Annotated in this window: 11 protein-coding genes and 3 pseudogenes; 4 read left to right on the top strand and 10 right to left on the bottom strand. The window is 71.6% G+C overall.

Annotated elements, in window-relative coordinates:
- Nucleotides 1-23: 23 nt before the first annotated feature.
- From ABTY04_RS10685 to araD, 3 genes and pseudogenes are all read right to left on the bottom strand, one after another.
- Nucleotides 24-179: pseudogene (locus ABTY04_RS10685) on the bottom strand (pirin family protein); the annotation flags it as partial.
- Nucleotides 143-700: pseudogene (locus ABTY04_RS10680) on the bottom strand (beta propeller repeat protein); the annotation flags it as partial. The pseudogenes ABTY04_RS10685 and ABTY04_RS10680, both read right to left, overlap by 37 nt.
- 5 nt (nucleotides 701-705) lie before the next feature.
- Entirely contained in the window at nucleotides 706-1,443 is a 738-nt protein-coding gene (gene araD / locus ABTY04_RS10675) for an L-ribulose-5-phosphate 4-epimerase AraD (RefSeq protein ID WP_352212984.1), read from the bottom strand.
- A 375-nt stretch (nucleotides 1,444-1,818) separates the two neighbouring features.
- On the opposite strand from araD, the gene ABTY04_RS10670 reads away from it, so the two are divergent.
- Nucleotides 1,819-2,841, top strand: coding sequence for a LacI family DNA-binding transcriptional regulator (locus ABTY04_RS10670; RefSeq protein WP_502996609.1), 1,023 nt, complete (start codon nucleotides 1,819-1,821; stop codon nucleotides 2,839-2,841).
- Nucleotides 2,842-3,268: 427 nt separating this feature from the next.
- Here ABTY04_RS10670 and yjfF read toward each other — a convergent pair whose 3' ends face one another.
- The 4 genes from yjfF to ABTY04_RS10650 all read right to left on the bottom strand — a co-directional run bounded on the left by yjfF (nucleotide 3,269) and on the right by ABTY04_RS10650 (nucleotide 8,058).
- A complete protein-coding gene (yjfF, locus tag ABTY04_RS10665) occupies nucleotides 3,269-4,291 on the bottom strand; it encodes a galactofuranose ABC transporter, permease protein YjfF (protein WP_352212982.1) in 1,023 nt (340 codons plus the stop codon).
- Nucleotides 4,288-5,388, bottom strand: a complete 1,101-nt coding sequence (locus tag ABTY04_RS10660) for an ABC transporter permease (RefSeq protein WP_352212981.1) — start codon at nucleotides 5,386-5,388, stop codon at nucleotides 4,288-4,290. The genes yjfF and ABTY04_RS10660 overlap by 4 nt, the downstream gene beginning before the upstream one ends.
- Entirely contained in the window at nucleotides 5,385-6,944 is a 1,560-nt protein-coding gene (locus ABTY04_RS10655) for a sugar ABC transporter ATP-binding protein (RefSeq protein WP_352212980.1), read from the bottom strand. Before ABTY04_RS10655 ends, ABTY04_RS10660 begins: the two co-directional genes overlap by 4 nt.
- 115 nt (nucleotides 6,945-7,059) lie before the next feature.
- On the bottom strand, nucleotides 7,060-8,058 hold the full coding sequence (locus ABTY04_RS10650) for an ABC transporter substrate-binding protein (protein ID WP_352212979.1): 999 nt from the start codon (nucleotides 8,056-8,058) through the stop codon (nucleotides 7,060-7,062).
- A 509-nt stretch (nucleotides 8,059-8,567) separates the two neighbouring features.
- On the opposite strand from ABTY04_RS10650, the gene araB reads away from it, so the two are divergent.
- A complete protein-coding gene (gene araB / locus ABTY04_RS10645; RefSeq protein WP_352212978.1) occupies nucleotides 8,568-10,262 on the top strand; it encodes a ribulokinase in 1,695 nt (564 codons plus the stop codon).
- Nucleotides 10,263-10,326: 64 nt separating this feature from the next.
- Entirely contained in the window at nucleotides 10,327-11,838 is a 1,512-nt protein-coding gene (araA, locus tag ABTY04_RS10640) for an L-arabinose isomerase (RefSeq protein ID WP_352212977.1), read from the top strand.
- Between the two features lie 242 nt (nucleotides 11,839-12,080).
- On the opposite strand, the gene ABTY04_RS10635 is transcribed toward araA, so the two are convergent.
- Entirely contained in the window at nucleotides 12,081-13,292 is a 1,212-nt protein-coding gene (locus ABTY04_RS10635; RefSeq protein ID WP_352212976.1) for an ROK family protein, read from the bottom strand.
- A 14-nt stretch (nucleotides 13,293-13,306) separates the two neighbouring features.
- Nucleotides 13,307-14,737 (bottom strand): xylulokinase, encoded by a 1,431-nt coding sequence (xylB, locus tag ABTY04_RS10630; protein WP_352212975.1) that lies wholly within the window; start codon nucleotides 14,735-14,737, stop codon nucleotides 13,307-13,309.
- Nucleotides 14,738-14,830: 93 nt separating this feature from the next.
- On the opposite strand from xylB, the gene xylA reads away from it, so the two are divergent.
- Complete coding sequence (xylA, locus tag ABTY04_RS10625) at nucleotides 14,831-16,003, top strand: xylose isomerase (protein ID WP_352212974.1); 1,173 nt, start codon at nucleotides 14,831-14,833, stop codon at nucleotides 16,001-16,003.
- Here xylA and ABTY04_RS41130 read toward each other — a convergent pair.
- Nucleotides 15,991-16,174, bottom strand: a pseudogene (locus ABTY04_RS41130) (hypothetical protein); the annotation flags it as partial. The gene xylA and the pseudogene ABTY04_RS41130 sit on opposite strands and share 13 nt — an antisense overlap.
- Nucleotides 16,175-16,202 lie beyond the last annotated feature (28 nt).

The raw sequence follows: 16,202 nt of genomic DNA, 5'->3' as shown, positions 1-16,202 counted from the left end.
CCCGGCCCCGGCCGCGCAGCAGGTCAACGCACCCTTCCCCTGGGCTTCAGGTGGGTCGGGGGGAGGGCCGGGGCCGGGATCGGCGGGCCGTCGTAGCCCTTCACCTCGCCGTAGCGGGTGCCTTCCATCCAGTCCTCGCGGAACTGCTCGATGTCCGCCTGGCTGCGCCCGATCCAGTGCTGCGCCACAGGCCGTTCTTGCGGGTGCCCAGCAGCAGGGTGCCGTTGTCCGCGGGGTCGATCGCCAGCCGTTCGCCGGCCCCGCGGCCGTCCTCGTTGCCGCCCAGCTTGAACGGCAGGTCGGTGCGCTGGAAGGTGCGGCCCCGGTCCTTGGAGCGCAGGATCGCGCCGCTGCCGGCCCAGTCGTTGGTGTAGGTGCCGGCCGCGAGGTAGAGCCGGTCCGGGTCGACGGGGTCGGTGGCCAGCGACTCGATGCCCAGCAGGTTCCAGTCCTTCTGACCGACCCAGTCGGTGAGCGGTGTCCACTGCTCGGCGCCGGTGTCCCAGCGGTACGCGCCACCCATGTCGGTGCGCGCGTACAGCAGGCCCTTCTCCCGCGGGTTGAACACCAGCCCGGTGACGTAACCGCCGCCCACCACCGGGGCGTTCTGCCACACGTACGATCCGGACCCGGTCTGCGCGCCGCCGCTCTCAGCCACCTTCACGAGCTTCCACTGCTGGTTGGAGCTGCCCTTGCCCGGCCGCCTCAGTTGCCCGGGACGTGAGGGACGTTGCCGTAATAGGCGTCCGGTCCGTGCTTGCGGGTGAAGTGCCGCTCCAGCAGATGCCTCGGCGGCTCGGAGGTGCTCCCGAGGCGGGACCCCAGCGCCAGCGTGTGCAGCGCCATCTCCGCCACGGCCTCGCAGACGATGGCGTTCTCCAGCGCAGCCTTCGCGGTGGCGCCCCAGGTGAAGGGGCCGTGTCGTGAGACGAGTGCTCCGGGGACCTCGTCGGCCCGACGGGGGTCGCCGTCCAGCCGGGCGACGATCACCTGTCCGGTGTTGTACTCGTAGTCCTGCGCGCACTGCTCGGCGGTGAGGTCCGCCGTCACGGGGACGGGCCCGTTGAAGGTGTCGGCGTGTGTCGTGCCGAGGACCGGGATCGGGCGGCGCGCCTGGGCGAAGGCGACCGCATGCGCCGAGTGCGTGTGGGTGACACCACCGATGGAGGGGAAGGCGCGGTACAGGCACCGATGGGTTTCGGTGTCGGTGGACGGCCTGAGGTGCCCGTCGACGACCCGCCCGTCCTCCAGGGCCACCGCCACCAGGTCCTCCTCGGTGAGTTCGGCGTAGGAGACCCCGGACGGCTTGATGACGAAGACGCCGGCGTCTCGATCCACTCCGCTGACGTTTCCCCAGGTGAGGGTGGCCAGCCCGGCCTCCGGGATACGCAGGTTGGCCGCGAGCACCTCGCGACGGAGGTCCTTGAGGCTTGTCTCGCTCACTACACTCTCACCGTCTCTCCGACATGGGCGGCGGTTTTTCCTGGGACCGGCGTCCGGCAGGCCCGCAGTCGCCCACGAGTGGGCTGGACTGATCGGGGGCCGCACACCAGGCATCGCGGTCGCTCTACCACGGCAACCCCCTCCCAAATTGTGAGCGCTAACACCTGCCGATCTCAAGAGATGCGAGAGGATTCCTGCCCGAACCCTGCTGGCAACGCTGCATAATGTGAACGCCAACATCGATGGCCGGTCGACAATCTCCCGGCCGGTCCGAGACGCGGCGGGCCACGGCGGGTTCGATACCTTGACGGAAGGCCGATCGATGAGGAAGGAAGAGAGTTGACCCAGCTCCCAGACGTCTCGCGCGCGCCCACGATGACGGACGTCGCGCGCGTCGCCGGCGTGTCCCATCAGACCGTTTCACGGGTGCTCAGTGACCACCCGAACGTCAGCGCCAAGACCCGGGCCGCGGTGACGCAGGTCATCGAGCAACTGGGGTACCGCCGCAACTCGGCGGCCCGTGCTCTGGCCACCCGCCGGACCCACACACTGGGCGTCATCGCGGTGAACACCACTCTGCACGGGCCCGCCAGCACCGTGGCGGGGGTTCAGGAGGCGGCTCGGGACCGGGGCTACCTGACGTCCGCCGTCACGCTTCGGACGGCCACGCAGACGGCCCTCGCCGAGGCCATGCAGCACCTCGCCGGGTGGGGCGTGGAGGGGATCGTCGCCGTCACTCCCCAGCGCGCCGCGGTGAGGGCCCTGGCGGCATTGGAAGCACCGTGCCCGGTGGTCACCGTGGAAGGCGGCCACACCCTGGACCTGCCGGGGGTGTCGCTGGACCAGAACCTCGGCGCCCGCCTGATCACGGAACATCTCCTCGCCTCGGGCCACTCCACCGTGTGGCATGTCGCAGGCCCTCCCGACTGGCTTGAGAGCGAGGCCCGCACGCAGGGGTGGGAGGAGGCGCTGCGCGATGCCGGCGCCGAGGTGCCACCCCTGTTGCGCGGCGACTGGAGTCCACTGTCGGGATACCAGGCCGGCCAGCAGCTCGCGGGTCGGGTACGGGCGACACGGGGGCAGGAAGCGGGCCTCACCGCGGTGTTCGTCGCCAACGACCAGATGGCCCTCGGTGTCCTGAGGGCCTTGCGGGAAGCGGGCCTGCGCACGCCGGAGGACGTAGCGGTGGCCGGCTTCGACGACATCCCCGAGGCGGAGTTCTTCCCACCCCCGCTGACGACGATCCGTCAGGACTTCGCCTCGCTCGGCCGCGACAGCATCGGCTTGCTCCTGGACCACATCGAAGGCCGGACCGACGTGTCGACGCACCTGGTGGTGGCGCCCGAGCTCATCGTGCGCGCCAGTACGGCCCGCAGGATCGCTCCACCCGGCGGATGACCCCCACCCGGAACCCGGCCCGCCCCTCTGAGGCGGTTCGCACCGCACACGCGCTGGGCGACCCCGTCGGGACCCCCGTGCAGCGTGTGCCCGGTCTCTGGGTGGCGAGCCGGTGGGTGCCGCCGCGACGACGAGCCGGCCGCTCGCGAAGCGGTTGGCACAACGGCCCGCGGTCGCACGAGTGGCGTGCGGCGCCCTCGCACGTGGCGGGGTCGCGGGCGCCGAGCACGACATCGGCCGTGCGGCCCAGCGGTCCGGCAGGATCAGGGACGGAGGCGGGCGCCGCGCGTGTGGATCTCCGCGCAGGTCGGCCCGGGAAGCCGGACCGCCGCCTCTCCCCCGTTCCTTCGCCGTCCGTGCCGCGAAGCAAGCTGGGCGGGCAGCACGCGAGCGCGGTGGAACGGGCTGACGGGCTGCGGAGCCGGAGTCAGCCGGCGGCGGGGCGGCGGCCGCTCATCAGACGTTGCAGCACGATGAACACGAGCAGCAGGGCGCCGATGACGATCCGGGTCCACCAGGAGCTGAGCGTGCCCTGGAAGTTCACGACCGTCTGGATCATGCCGAGGACGAGCACGCCGAGGGCCGTGCCCAGGACCAAGCCGGAACCTCCGGTCAGCAGCGTGCCGCCGATCACGGTGGCGGCGATCGCGTCGAGTTCCATGCCCATGGCGTGGAGGGCGTAGCCGGAGAGCATGTAGAAGGTCAGCAGCAGGCCGCCGAGTGCGGAGCACAGGCCGCTGACGGCGTATGCGGCGATCTTGGTGGAGCCCACGGGAAGGCCCATCAGGCGTGCGGAGGCCTCATTGCCGCCCAGCGCGTACACGTTGCGGCCGAAGCCCGTGTGGTGCAGTACGACGAAGGCGATCAGCAGCACGGCCAGGGCGATGACCACCGGGATCGAGACGAACAGTCCTCCCGGGCCGTACAGCCGGGTCTGCGCGATTCCCGCCGTGGTGGGGTCGCTGATCGTGATGGATTCGGTGCTGATGGTGTAGCAGAGCCCGCGGGCGAGGAACATGCCGGCCAGGGTGACGATGAACGGCTGGATCTCGAAGGTGTGGATGATCCAGCCCATGAACGTCCCGCTCGCGGCGCCGACCAGCAGGACCAGTGGGATGACGGCGGCCAGGGGCCAGCCGTGCGACTCGACCAGCCAGGCGGTGAGCGTGGTCGACAGGGCCACCATGGAGCCGACGGACAGATCGATGCCGCCGGTGAGGATGACGAAAGTCGCCCCGACCGCGACGACCAGGAGGAATCCGTTGTCGATCAGCAGGTTCAGCACGACTTGCGCGGAGAGGAAGCCCTCGTAGCGCACCGACCCGACGCTGAACATGACGACCAGCAGGACGGCCGTGACGATCAGTGGGATACGGGTGCGGGTGCGCGGGGACACGGTCGCGAGGGGGCGGGTGAGCCCAGCGGCGGCGCTCGCGATGCCGGTACTCATGCGCGTACCTCCTGCTGCTGCGGGGCGGCGCCCGGCGTGGTGTGGGATCGGGGAGTGGTTGCCCTGCGGCGGCGCAGGACCTTGGCCCGGAAGACCGGGGACTGGACGAGGCAGACGACGATGACGACGAGGGCCTTGAAGACGAGGGTGGTCTCGGGTGGGACGCCGAGGGTGTAGACGGTGGTGGACAGGGTCTGGATGATCAGGGCGCCCAGGACGGTGCCGCCGAGGGAGAAGCGTCCTCCGGTCAGGGCGGTGCCACCGACGACCACGGCGAGGATCGCGTCGAGTTCGATCCACAGGCCGGCGTTGTTGCCGTCGGCGCTGGAGACGTTGGAGCTGATCATCAGCCCGGCAACCGCGGCGCACAGCGCGCTGAAGACGTAGACCAGGGCGAGCAGACCGCCGGCGCGGATGCCGACCAGGCGGCTGGCGGCGGGGTTGCCGCCCACGGACTCGATCAGCATGCCGAGTGCGCTGCGACGGGTGACGAAACCGGTGAGCGCGACGAGGGCGGTGGCCAGGAGGACGGCGAACGGGAAGGTCAGCCAGTAGCCGCCGCCGATCATCTTGTAGGGGGCGCTGGTCACCGTGATGATCTGGCCCCCGGTGATCAGCTGGGCGACGCCGCGGCCCGCGACCATGAGGATCAAGGTGGCCACGATGGGCTGCACCCCCAGCCCTGACACCAGGAACCCGTTGGCGAGGCCCAGTACGAGGGCGACGCCGAGCGCGAGGGCGACCGCTGCGAGCACGGTGGCGACGCTGCCGGGACGTGCGGCGGTGGAGATGTGCCCACAGGCGAGGGCGCCGGCGATGGCGACGGTCGAACCCACGGAGAGGTCGATGCCCCGGGTGGCGATGACGAGGGTCATGCCGAGCGCCACGAGGGTGAGGGGCGCGCCGAACTGGAGGATGTCGATGAGGCTGCCGTAGAGGTGGCCGTCGCGTACGCGGACGGAGAAGAAGTCGTGGTGGAACGCGAGGTTGCCGAGGAGCAGCGCGAACAGGATGAGCGTGGGCCACAGCAGGCGGTGGCCCGCCAGGCGTCTCCCGGTTCCGCCGACCGCCTTGGGCTTGGCAGGCTGGGTGGTCATGAGTCCGCTCCGGTGGCGATGGTCGTGAGGATGCGTTCGGGCGTGACGGTGTCGTCGTTCGTGAGGGTGGCCACCATCCGGTGGTCGCGGAGCACCGCGATGCGGTGGCTCAGGCGCAGGACCTCTTCGAGTTCCGCCGAGATGAACAGCACAGCGGTGCCTTCGCCCGCCTGACGGGCCACGAGTTTCTGGATCTCCGCCTTGGCCCCGATGTCGATGCCCCGGGTGGGTTCGTCGAGGATCAGGAGCCGGGGTGCGGTCAGCAGCCAACGCGCGAGGAGGACCTTCTGCTGGTTGCCTCCGCTGAGGTGGCGCACCTGCGCTTCGGGATCGGCGGGGCGGATGTCCAGGGCTCCGATCCAGTGCCGTGCCAGTTCGTCCTGTTTCGCCCGGGTCAGCGGCCTGGTCCAGCCGCGGGCGGCCTGCAGAGCGAGGACGATGTTCTCGCGGACCGTGAGCTCGCCCACCAGTCCCTCGGACTTGCGGTTCTCGGAGCAGAACGCGATGCCCCGGGCGATGGCGTGGCGCGGGGTGCGCAGGAGTACCGTCTTGCCCTCGATGCTCACTTCTCCGGCGTCCGCGCTGTCCGCTCCGAACAGGAGGCGTGCCGCCTCGGTGCGGCCCGAGCCCAGGAGGCCGGCCAGTCCGATGACCTCACCGGCATGGATGTCGAGGTCGTACGGTTCGATCGAGCCCGCGCGGGTCAGTCGTCGTGCCTGGAGGAACGGCTCACTGGTCGCCCGTTCGGCCGCTTGCTCGCGCGCACGGTCGGACAACTGGTCGAGGGTGGCCAGCTCTCCGCCGATCATGCGCTGTACCAGCGTCACCGGATTGAGTTCGCCGATCGGGTACTCGCCTTCCAGCCGGCCGCCCCGCAGGATGGTGACGCGGTCACAGAGATCGAATACCTGGTCGAGGAAGTGCGTGACGAACAGGATGGCCACACCGCGGTCACGCAGGCGCCGCACCAGCGTGAAGAGCTGGGCGACCTCCTCGCGGTCCAGGCTGGAGGTGGGTTCGTCCAGCACCAGCACCTTCGCCGAGACGTCCACCGCCCGGACGATGGCGACCAGTTGCTGAACGGCCAGGGAGTGCGAACCGAGCAGACCGGTGACATCCAGGTCGAGGTCCAGTTCCGTCAGGAGCGCTGCCGCGCGCTGCCGCAGCGCGGACCAGTGGATGAGACCGATCCGGCGTGGTTCGCGTCCGATGAGGATGTTCTCGGCGACCGAGATGTTCGGGCAGAGATTGACCTCCTGGTAGACGGTGCTGATTCCGGCCCGCTGCGCCTGGAGGGGGTCCGCGGACGCGTGGGGCCGGCCGTCGACGAGGATGCTGCCGCCGTCGGCGGGGTGGACACCGGTGAGCACCTTGATCAAGGTGGACTTCCCGGCGCCGTTCTCGCCCATCAGGGCGTGCACCTCACCGGGGAAGAGCCGCAGGGCGACTCCGTCGAGGGCGAGCACGCCCGGGAACTGCTTGCGGATGCCCTGGGCTTCCAGGACCGGCCGCGGGTCGCCGGCGTCCGTGGGCCGCGGGGTGGACGGGGATGCCATCCGCCCTCCTCTCGTAAGTGGGGTGGTGGAGCGGACTCCGGTGCCAGGGATCGCGGGCCCCGCAAGATCCTGAGGAGGACCCGGGCCGGGCCTCCCGCGGCACCGGCCGGCCGCGTCAGTAGTTCCGGGAAGGCAGCGCGGCCGCGGCCTTGTCCTGCGGGAAGACACCCTCCTGGGTCTCGACCCGGGTCGGCACGCTCTCCCCTGCGACGACCTTCTTGGCCAGCTCCATCAGCTGGTCGCCGAGCAGAGGGTTGCACTCCACCACGACGTTGATCTTGCCCTCGGTCATCGCGACGAAGGCGTCCTTGATTCCGTCCACCGAGATCACCTTGATGTCCGTACCGGGCTTCTTGCCGGACTCCTCGATGGCCTGGATGGCGCCGAGCGCCATGTCGTCGTTGTGGGCGTAGAGGACGTCGATGTCCTTCTGCGACTTCAGGAACGCCTGCATGACCTCCTTGCCCTTGGCCCGGGTGAAGTCGCCCGACTGCGAGGCCACGATCTTGAACTTGCCGTCGGTGCGGATGGCATCGGCGAAGCCGGCCTTGCGGTCGTTGGCGGGTGCGGAGCCCGTGGTGCCCTGGAGCTCGACGATGTTGACCGGACCCTGCTCGTTGGCGTACGCGCTGGTCAGCCACTCGCCCGCGGACTTGCCCTCCTTGACGAAGTCCGAGCCAAGGAAGGTCTTGTAGAGGGAGGTGTCCTTGGTGTCCACGGTGCGGTCGGTGAGGATGACCGGGATACCCGCGTCCTTGGCCTCCTTCAGCACCGTGTCCCAGCCGGACTCCACGACCGGCGAGAAGGCGATCACATCGACCCTCTGTTGGATGAAGGTGCGGATCGCCTTGATCTGGTTCTCCTGCTTCTGCTGCGCGTCGGAGAACTTGAGCTCGATCCCGGCCTTCTTCGCCGCCTCCTGGACGGACTTGGTGTTGGCGGTGCGCCAACCGCTCTCGGCGCCGACCTGGGCGAAGCCCATGGTGATCGTGCCGCCGGAGTGCGCCTTGGCCCCGGAGGCCGGGCCGGAGGCGGGGCCCTCGGTCGAGCAGGCGGTCAGCGCCGAGGAGGCGAGGAGGGCGGCGGTGAGGACGAGAGTTGCTCTGCGAGCCATGAGGGGTGTCCTTTCGGATGTACGGAAGAGCTCCGCACGGCCGGGGCCGGGCTGTGCCGGGGGGCAGGGGCGGGGCGGCGTCGGAGCCGAGCTCGGAGCCGGGGTCGACAGGAGACGGATGCCCTCGGGAGGGGGCGCCGTCGCATTGTGAGCGTTAACAAGCCCGGTTCTCAAGCCCCTTGTGCGTGTTACCTGTCCGTTACCGCGCGCCACGTGCGGCAACGAGGCCGACTCCACCCGTTCGCGAGACCGTCGGCTTCGCCATCCCGATCGGACACATCAACCAGCGCCGGATCTGCGCCAGATCGAGTCGAGCCCCCGCATACGGAGGCCGCCACGCCGGGGGAACTCCACCCGTGATCCACGCAAAGCTCTTGCCTATCGACATTGTTAGCGCTCACACTGCCATGGCAGCGGACTCCCGCCGACCGCCGGGACTGCCGGGACGGCATCTCCGGCTGCCGGGCCGCGCCGCCCACCACCCCACGGCTCCTTCGAAAGGCACTCCGTTGACGTCACCCCATCCCCCCGCGCCCACCCCGCCTTCCGAGGAATCGGAGCAGTACACGGTCGGCGTGGACTTCGGCACCCTGTCGGGCCGCGCCGTGGTGGTGCGGGTTCGCGACGGTCAGGAGCTGGCCGCGGCGGTCCACGCCTACCGGCACGGCGTCATCGACCGGCACCTGCCGCACGACGGTGCGCAACTGCCTCCGGACTGGGCCCTGCAACACCCGCAGGACTGGCGGGACGTACTGCGTCACGCCGTCCCGGAGGCCGTGACGGCGGCCGGAGTCGATCCTGCCGCGGTGATCGGCATCGCCACCGACTTCACCGCCTGCACCGTCCTGCCCACGCTGGCCGACGGGACTCCCCTCGCCGAGACGGAGCTCGCCGGACGGCCGCACGCGTGGCCCAAACTGTGGAAGCACCACGCGGCCCAGCCCCATGCCGACCGCATCAACGAACTCGCCCACGCCCGCGGGGAACAATGGATCACCCGCTACGGCGGCCGGATCTCCGCGGAATGGCAGTTCGCGAAGGCCCTCCAGGTCCTGGAGGAGGATCCGCTCGTCTACGAAAGCTGCGCGCGGTGGATCGAGGCCGCCGACTGGATCGTGTGGCAGCTCACCGGAGCCGAGTCCCGCAACGCCTGCACCGCCGGATACAAGGGCATCCATCAGGACGGCGCCTACCCGAGCGAGGAGTACCTGGCCGCGCTGAACCCCCGGTTCGCCGACTTCGCACGTACCCGCCTCGCATTCCCCCTCTCCGCGCTGGGCTCACGCGTGGGCTCGCTCAGCACGGAGGCAGCAGCTTGGACGGGGCTGCGCCCCGGCATCGCCGTTGCCGCGGGCAACGTCGACGCCCATGTCACCGCAGCGGCGGCCCAGGCCGTCGAGGACGGTCAACTGCTCGCCATCATGGGCACCTCCACCTGCCACGTCGTGAACGCTCCCGTCCTCGCCGACGTCCCCGGCATCTGCGGTGTCGTCCACGGCGGGATCGTCGAAGGAGCCTACGGATACGAGGCCGGTCAGAGCGCGGTCGGCGACATCTTCGCCTGGGTACTGGACCAGGGCGTCCCGCCGGGCTACCTCGCCGAGGCCGCCGACCGCGGCGAGGACCTCCACACCCTGCTGACCCGGAAAGCCGCCCTGCAGCCGGTCGGCGGCCACGGACTGGTCGCCCTCGACTGGCTGAACGGCAACCGTTCCGTCCTCATCGACCACCACCTCTCCGGAGTCGTCGTGGGGCTCACCCTCGCCACCCGTCCCGAGGACGTCTACCGTGCGCTGCTCGAGGCAACCGCGTTCGGCACCCGCGTCATCGTGGAGGCCCTTGAGCAGGGCGGCGTCCCGGTGCACGAGTTCATCGTCGCCGGCGGACTGGCCAAGAACGAACTGCTGATGCAGATCTACTCCGACGTGCTGCGCCGCCCCGTTTCCCTGGCCGCGTCCGACCAGGGACCCGCCCTCGGGTCGGCCATCCACGCCGCCGTGGCTGCCGGCGCGCACACCGACGTGCGCACGGCCACCGCCGCGATGGGCCGCCGACGGCCTGCCGTCTACGCGCCCGACGCCTCCCGTGCCGACGCCTACGACGCCCTCTTCGCCGAGTACCGGCTCCTGCACGACCACTTCGGCACCGGCGGCCCGCTGCACCGCCTGAGGCGCATCCGCGATGCGGCCCGCACGGCGGGCTGACCCCCCGTCCTTCCTTCCCGTTTCCCCGCCCGCCCGCCGCGGGACGTCACCTTCAGGAGTCCATGTGCCCAGCCGAACATCCCCCGCCCAGGAGATCTGGTTCCTCACCGGCAGCCAGGGCCTGTACGGGGAGGAGACGCTGAAGCAGGTCGCCGAACAGTCGCGGCAGCTCGCCGGCGTGCTGGCCGACGCCTCCGGCATCCCCGCGCGAGTGGCGTGGAAGCCGGTACTGACCGACGCCGACGCCATCCGCCGGGTGTGCCTCGACGCCAACACCGACGACCGGTGCATCGGGCTCATCGCCTGGATGCACACCTTCTCGCCGGCCAAGATGTGGATCGCCGGACTGGACGCGCTGCGCAAGCCCTTGCTGCACCTCCACACCCAGTCGAACGTGGCCTTGCCCTGGGACACCATCGACATGGACTTCATGAACCTCAACCAAGCCGCTCACGGAGACCGCGAGTTCGGGCACATCCAGGCCCGTGTCGGCGTCCCCCGCAAGACCGTGGCCGGACACGTCACCGATCCTGTGACGACCGCACGCGTCGAGGTCTGGGCGCGGGCGGCCGCCGCACGCTCCGAACTGGCCACCCTCAAGGTCGCCCGCTTCGGCGACAACATGCGCGACGTGGCCGTCACCGAGGGCGACAAGGTCGAGGCCCAGCTGCGCTTCGGCGTCTCCGTCAACACCTACGGCGTCAACGACCTGGTGCAGGTCGTCGACAGCGCGGACGGGACCGAGGTGGCTTCCCTCATCGAGGCGTATCAGGACCTGTACCACCTGACACCGGAACTGCGACCGGGAGGCGACCGGCACGACGCGCTCCGTTACGCGGCCCGCATCGAAGTGGGCCTGCGGACCTTCCTCGAAGCGGGCGGCTTCGGGGCCTTCACCACCAACTTCGAGGACCTGGGCGGACTGCGCCAGCTGCCCGGCATCGCGGTCCAGCGGCTCATGGCCCAGGGATACGGATTCGGAGGAGAGGGCGACTGGAAGACCGCCGTCCTGCTGCGCGCCCTCAAGGTCGCCGCCGCCGGCCTCCCGGGCGGCACCTCCTTCATGGAGGACTACACCTACGACCTGACACCCGGCAACGGGCTCATCCTCGGCGCGCACATGCTCGAAGTCTGTCCCACCATCGCGTCCGCCAGGCCGAGGTGCGAGATCCATCCCCTCGGCATCGGCGGGCGGGAGGACCCGGTGCGCCTGGTGTTCGACGCCACCCCCGGTCCGGCCGTGGTGGTCGGCCTCGCGGACCTCGGCGACCGCTTCCGCCTGATCGCCAACGACATCGACGTGGTGGCACCCCCCCACCCCCTGCCTGCCCTGCCCGTAGCCCGCGCGGTCTGGCGGCCCCGCCCCGACCTGCGGACCTCCACCGAATCCTGGCTGACGGCCGGAGGACCGCACCACACCGTCCTCAGTACCGCCCTCACCTCCGACCACATCGACGACCTGGCGGAGATGCTCCGCATGGAACTCGCCCTCATCGACGAGACCACCACCCCGAAGCAGTTCCGGCGCGATCTCCGCTGGAACCAGGCGTACTACCGGCTGGCACTGGGACTGTGAACCAGTGCGGCCGCAGCGGCCTGCCGCACCGGGAACTCTCGTGCGTCGGGCCGCTCGGCGGTCTCGACTCTGCTGCGGGGGAATCAGGAGGAACACGAAGTCCGCCGACACGAGTTCGAGCCGGTACCTGGCAGGACACCGGTCCCACAGGGAGGTGCCGAGGCCGTGGACCGGCGTGGCCGGTGTGAAGGCGGATCACCGGTTGGCGGCCACCCGCCCGGCGGACCCGCGCGGTCGCGGCGCTAGCGGGCCGGCAGGCGGGTGGGATCGGCGATGATCTGTCGGACGGTCGACCATGCCGCGCCCAGCACCGGTCCGCGCCGGCCCAGGGCGGAGGGCCGTACCGCCTCCGGGGTCCAGGGCCGGACGGTGACCCGGGCGGCGAGTTCGGCGCGTACCGGCGGAAGGAGCCAGTCGGCGAGTTCGGCGTAGGCGCCACCCAGAACGAGGCCGTCCGGGTCGATGAGGTTCACCGCCGAGGCGAGGGCGAGGCCCAGGGCCCGACCGGCGCGGTCCAGGGCGTGCAGGGTCGCCGCGTCCCCCGCGGCTGCACGCTCGGCCAGCAGGGCCACCGGGTCGCCGGCGCCTCCCAGCCCGGCCTCGCGCAGTACGGCCGCTTCACCCGCGTACTGCTCCAGGCAGCCGCGTGCCCCGCAGGGACACGGTGCGCCCTCCGGGTGGACGGGGAGGTGGCCCAGTTCGCCCGCGAAACCGCGGGCGCCCCGGAACAGCTGCCCGCCGATGACCAGTGCGGCGCCGATTCCGGCCTCGGCGGAGACGTGGACGAAGGTCTCGGCGGTGTGTCCCTGGTGCCACTGCTCGGCCAGCGCCCCGAGGTTGGCCTCGTTCTCCGGCTCGGGCACGGCGGCGGGGTCCGGCCAGTGGTCGGCGGGTCGGACGGCCCGCCAGCCGAGGTTGGGGGCGTTCTCGACCAGCCCGCCCGGCGCGTTCGGCACCACCCCCGGCACGGCCAGGACGCGGCCTTCGACACGCAGGCCGAGTGCGGCGGCCTCGGACTCCGCATCGACGCCCAGCGCGGCGGCCTCCGCCAGTACCTGCCCGGCCGGCCGGCCCGCGTTGGCCCGCTCCACCCGACGCCACACCCGGGGTTCACCGCGCAGGTCCACGACGCACGCGGCGAGATGGGTGACGCCGATCTCCAGGCCGAGGCCGGCGGGACCCCGGTCGTTCAGGGCCAGGGCCCGCCCGGGGCGGCCGACGCGTCCGCTGGGCGCGGTCTCCGTCTCGGTCAGCGCGCCGCGGCCGATGAGCTCGTCGACCATGGAGGAGACGGCCGGCCTGGTCAGGCCCGTGCGCCCGGCGACGTCCGCCCGGGAGAGCGGGCCGTGCGCGGCGACCGCGCCGATCACCACCGCGAGGTTCTGCCGACGCATCCCCTGCTGCGAGGCGGGCGCGTCCTCCACGCCCCCGCCCGCCCTGCCGATCCCCGCCATTGAAGCCGACCCTCCTATCGTTCTTCCGGCGACACCTCCTGCAGCGCCCGCGCCCGCCGCAGCGTACTGGTGATCCGTCCGAGCGTCTCGTCGTCCCGGGGTACGGGCTCCAGTACCCGGCCCTCGGCGGTCCGCCAGCGCCGGGCAACGGCGTCGGCCGGCTCACCGGTGAGCAGGGCGGCGGCCTGGGCGGCGGCCCCGAGCGCGACCAGTTCCCGGGCCGCGGGCACCTGGACCGCTCGGCCGGACAGTCGCAGGACGGTCCGCTGCCAGGCCGCGCCGCGGGCTCCGCCGCCGATCAGCAGCAGGGGTTCGTCGGGGGCGGGGTCCTCGCCTCCGACGAGCAGTACGCCGCCCAGCGCCGTGAGCAGGGCGTGGGCGGCGCCGTCGTAGGCGGCCTGGAGCAGCTGTCCCGGTGTGGTGTCGTGGCGCAGACCGTGGACCAGGCCGGAGGCGCCCGGGAGGTCCGGGGTGCGCTCGCCGTCGAGGTAGGGAAGCACCACCACCGTGCCGCCTTCTTCGACTGCCTCGCGGTCGCGGCCGACGAGGGCGGCGAAGCGGTCGACGGCGAGGGCACAATTGAGCGTGCAGGCGAGCGGCAGCCAGCCGCCGAGCGCATCGGCGAAGCCGGCCACGGTTCCGCTCGGGTCGGCGGGCCGCGTCCGGCCGACGGCGTAGACGGTGCCGGAGGTACCGAGGCTCAGCACCGGTCGTCCGGGGGTCAGGCCCAGCCCGAGGGCGGCGGCCATGTTGTCCCCGGTCCCGCTGGCCATCAGCGCGCCCTCGCGCAGGGGCATCCCGGCGCGGACGAGGCCCGCCCGGGCGCCCGGCGGGAGAACCTCCGGCAGCAGCTCGGAGTCGAGTCCGATCCGGGCGAGGACCTCCTGGTCGTAGCCGTCCGGGCCCCACCAGCCGGTTCCCGAGGCGTCACCGCGGTCCGTCACCGCCTCGCCGGTCAGCCGCTCCGTCAGGAAGTCGTGGGGAAGCCGGACCGCGGTGACGCGGTCGGCGGCGGCAGGCTCGTTCGCGCGCAGCCAGGCCCACTTGGCGGAGGTGAAGGCGGCCGTCGGGACGCTGCCGGTGCGGCGGGCGAGCTCTGCCGCGCCGAAGGCGGCTGCGAGTTCGGTGGCCTGCGGGGCGGAGCGGACGTCGTTCCACAGCAGCGCCGGGCGCACCGGCCGGCCGGCCGGGTCGAGGGTGACCAGGCCGTGCTGCTGGCCGGCGATCGAGCATGCGGCGACGCGATCCGCCCAGCCGGTGCCCGCCACGGCCGCGCCGAGCGCCCGCCACCACTCTTCGGGGTCGCTCTCGCGTCCGGCGCCCACGCTGACGGCGTGCGCGGCGCGGCCCTCGCCCAGAACGGCGCCTGTCTCCAGATCGACGGCGAGGGCCTTGGTGGACTGGGTCGAGCTGTCGACGCCGATCACGACACGCTGAGCAGCCATGCGTTCCTCCGGTGGGGTTCCTTCTGGCGTCTCCGCATACTAATTTGTTTTCCGTCATTACAAATAGCCCTCGGCCCGGATCCGGAGCGCCTCATGACCAGCGACCCGCTCGTCCCCACTCCCGCGCACAGGTTCACCTTCGGCCTGTGGACCGTCGGCTGGCAGGGCCGGGACCCCTTCGGCGACGCCACCCGGCCCGCCCTCGACCCGGTCGAGACCGTGGAGCGGCTGGCCGGGCTCGGCGCCTACGGCGTCACGTTCCACGACGACGACCTGATCCCCTTCGCGGCCGGCGACACCGCACGCGAGCAGGCGGTCAAGCGCTTCCGGACCGCACTCGACACGGCCGGGTTGAAGGTGCCGATGGCCACCACCAACCTCTTCACCCACCCGGTCTTCAAGGACGGCGCCTTCACCGCCAACGACCGGGACGTCCGCCGGTACGCGCTGCGCAAGACGATCCGCAACATCGACCTGGCCGTGGAACTCGGCGCCTCGGTCTACGTCGCGTGGGGCGGCCGCGAGGGCGCCGAGTCGGGCGCGGCCAAGGACGTGCGCACCGCCCTCGACCGGCTGAAGGAGGCCTTCGACCTGCTGGGCGAGTACGTCGACAGCCAGGGCTACGACCTGCGCTTCGCGATCGAGCCCAAGCCGAACGAGCCGCGGGGCGACATCCTCCTGCCCACCATCGGCCACGCCCTGGCGTTCATCACCGAGTTGGACCGGCCCGAGCGGGTCGGCCTCAACCCGGAGGTCGGCCACGAGCAGATGGCCGGGCTGAACTTCCCGCACGGCATCGCCCAGGCCCTGTGGCACGGCAAGCTGTTCCACATCGACCTCAACGGCCAGTCCGGCATCAAGTACGACCAGGACCTGCGCTTCGGCGCGGGCGACCTGCGCCAGGCCTTCTGGCTGGTCGACCTGCTGGAGTCGGCCGGCTACGACGGCCCCCGCCACTTCGACTTCAAGCCGCCGCGCACCGAGGATTCCGGCGGGGTCTGGGCCTCGGCGGCCGCCTGCATGCGCAACTACCTGATTCTGGCCGAGCGTTCCCGCGCCTTCCGGTCCGATCCGGAGGTCCAGGCCGCGCTCGCCGCCTCCCGACTGCCCGAACTCGCCCTCCCCACCGCCGAGGACGGCCTGGCCGGTCTCCTCACCGACCGGTCCGCCTTCGACGACTTCGACGTCGAGGCCGCCGCCCGCCGCGGCATGGCCTTCGAACAACTCGACCAGCTCGCCCTCGAACACCTCCTCGGCGCCCGCTGAGCCGGTGATCCAATGAGCCGGGCCGCGGCGTTCCACGGCCCGGCTCCGCACGAGGAATCCGCCGGGAGGCCGAACTGCACCCGGCGCTTGAACGGTGGAGGTCGGGGTGCCCTCGAAGCCCCCGATGTCGTGGCTCCGGAAGCCGGGGCCGGACAGGCCCAGAAAGAGACCGCGGTGACGCCCGGGCGCATCAGCCAGG

The organism is Streptomyces sp. NPDC097981, from assembly GCF_040302565.1.
Classification (GTDB): Bacteria; Actinomycetota; Actinomycetes; order Streptomycetales; family Streptomycetaceae; genus Streptomyces.
This window is presented reverse-complemented; position numbering and strand designations above follow the sequence as displayed.

Coding starts and splice junctions, on each gene's coding strand:
- ABTY04_RS10655 (WP_352212980.1), bottom strand. CDS start 6,944: ATGGCATCCCCGTCCACCCCGCGGCCCACGGACGCCGGCGACCCGCGG.
- xylB (WP_352212975.1), bottom strand. CDS start 14,737: ATGGCTGCTCAGCGTGTCGTGATCGGCGTCGACAGCTCGACCCAGTCC.
- yjfF (WP_352212982.1), bottom strand. CDS start 4,291: ATGAGTACCGGCATCGCGAGCGCCGCCGCTGGGCTCACCCGCCCCCTC.
- xylA (WP_352212974.1), top strand. CDS start 14,831: ATGACCAGCGACCCGCTCGTCCCCACTCCCGCGCACAGGTTCACCTTC.
- ABTY04_RS10660 (WP_352212981.1), bottom strand. CDS start 5,388: ATGACCACCCAGCCTGCCAAGCCCAAGGCGGTCGGCGGAACCGGGAGA.
- ABTY04_RS10635 (WP_352212976.1), bottom strand. CDS start 13,292: ATGGCGGGGATCGGCAGGGCGGGCGGGGGCGTGGAGGACGCGCCCGCC.
- ABTY04_RS10650 (WP_352212979.1), bottom strand. CDS start 8,058: ATGGCTCGCAGAGCAACTCTCGTCCTCACCGCCGCCCTCCTCGCCTCC.
- ABTY04_RS10670 (WP_502996609.1), top strand. CDS start 1,819: ATGACGGACGTCGCGCGCGTCGCCGGCGTGTCCCATCAGACCGTTTCA.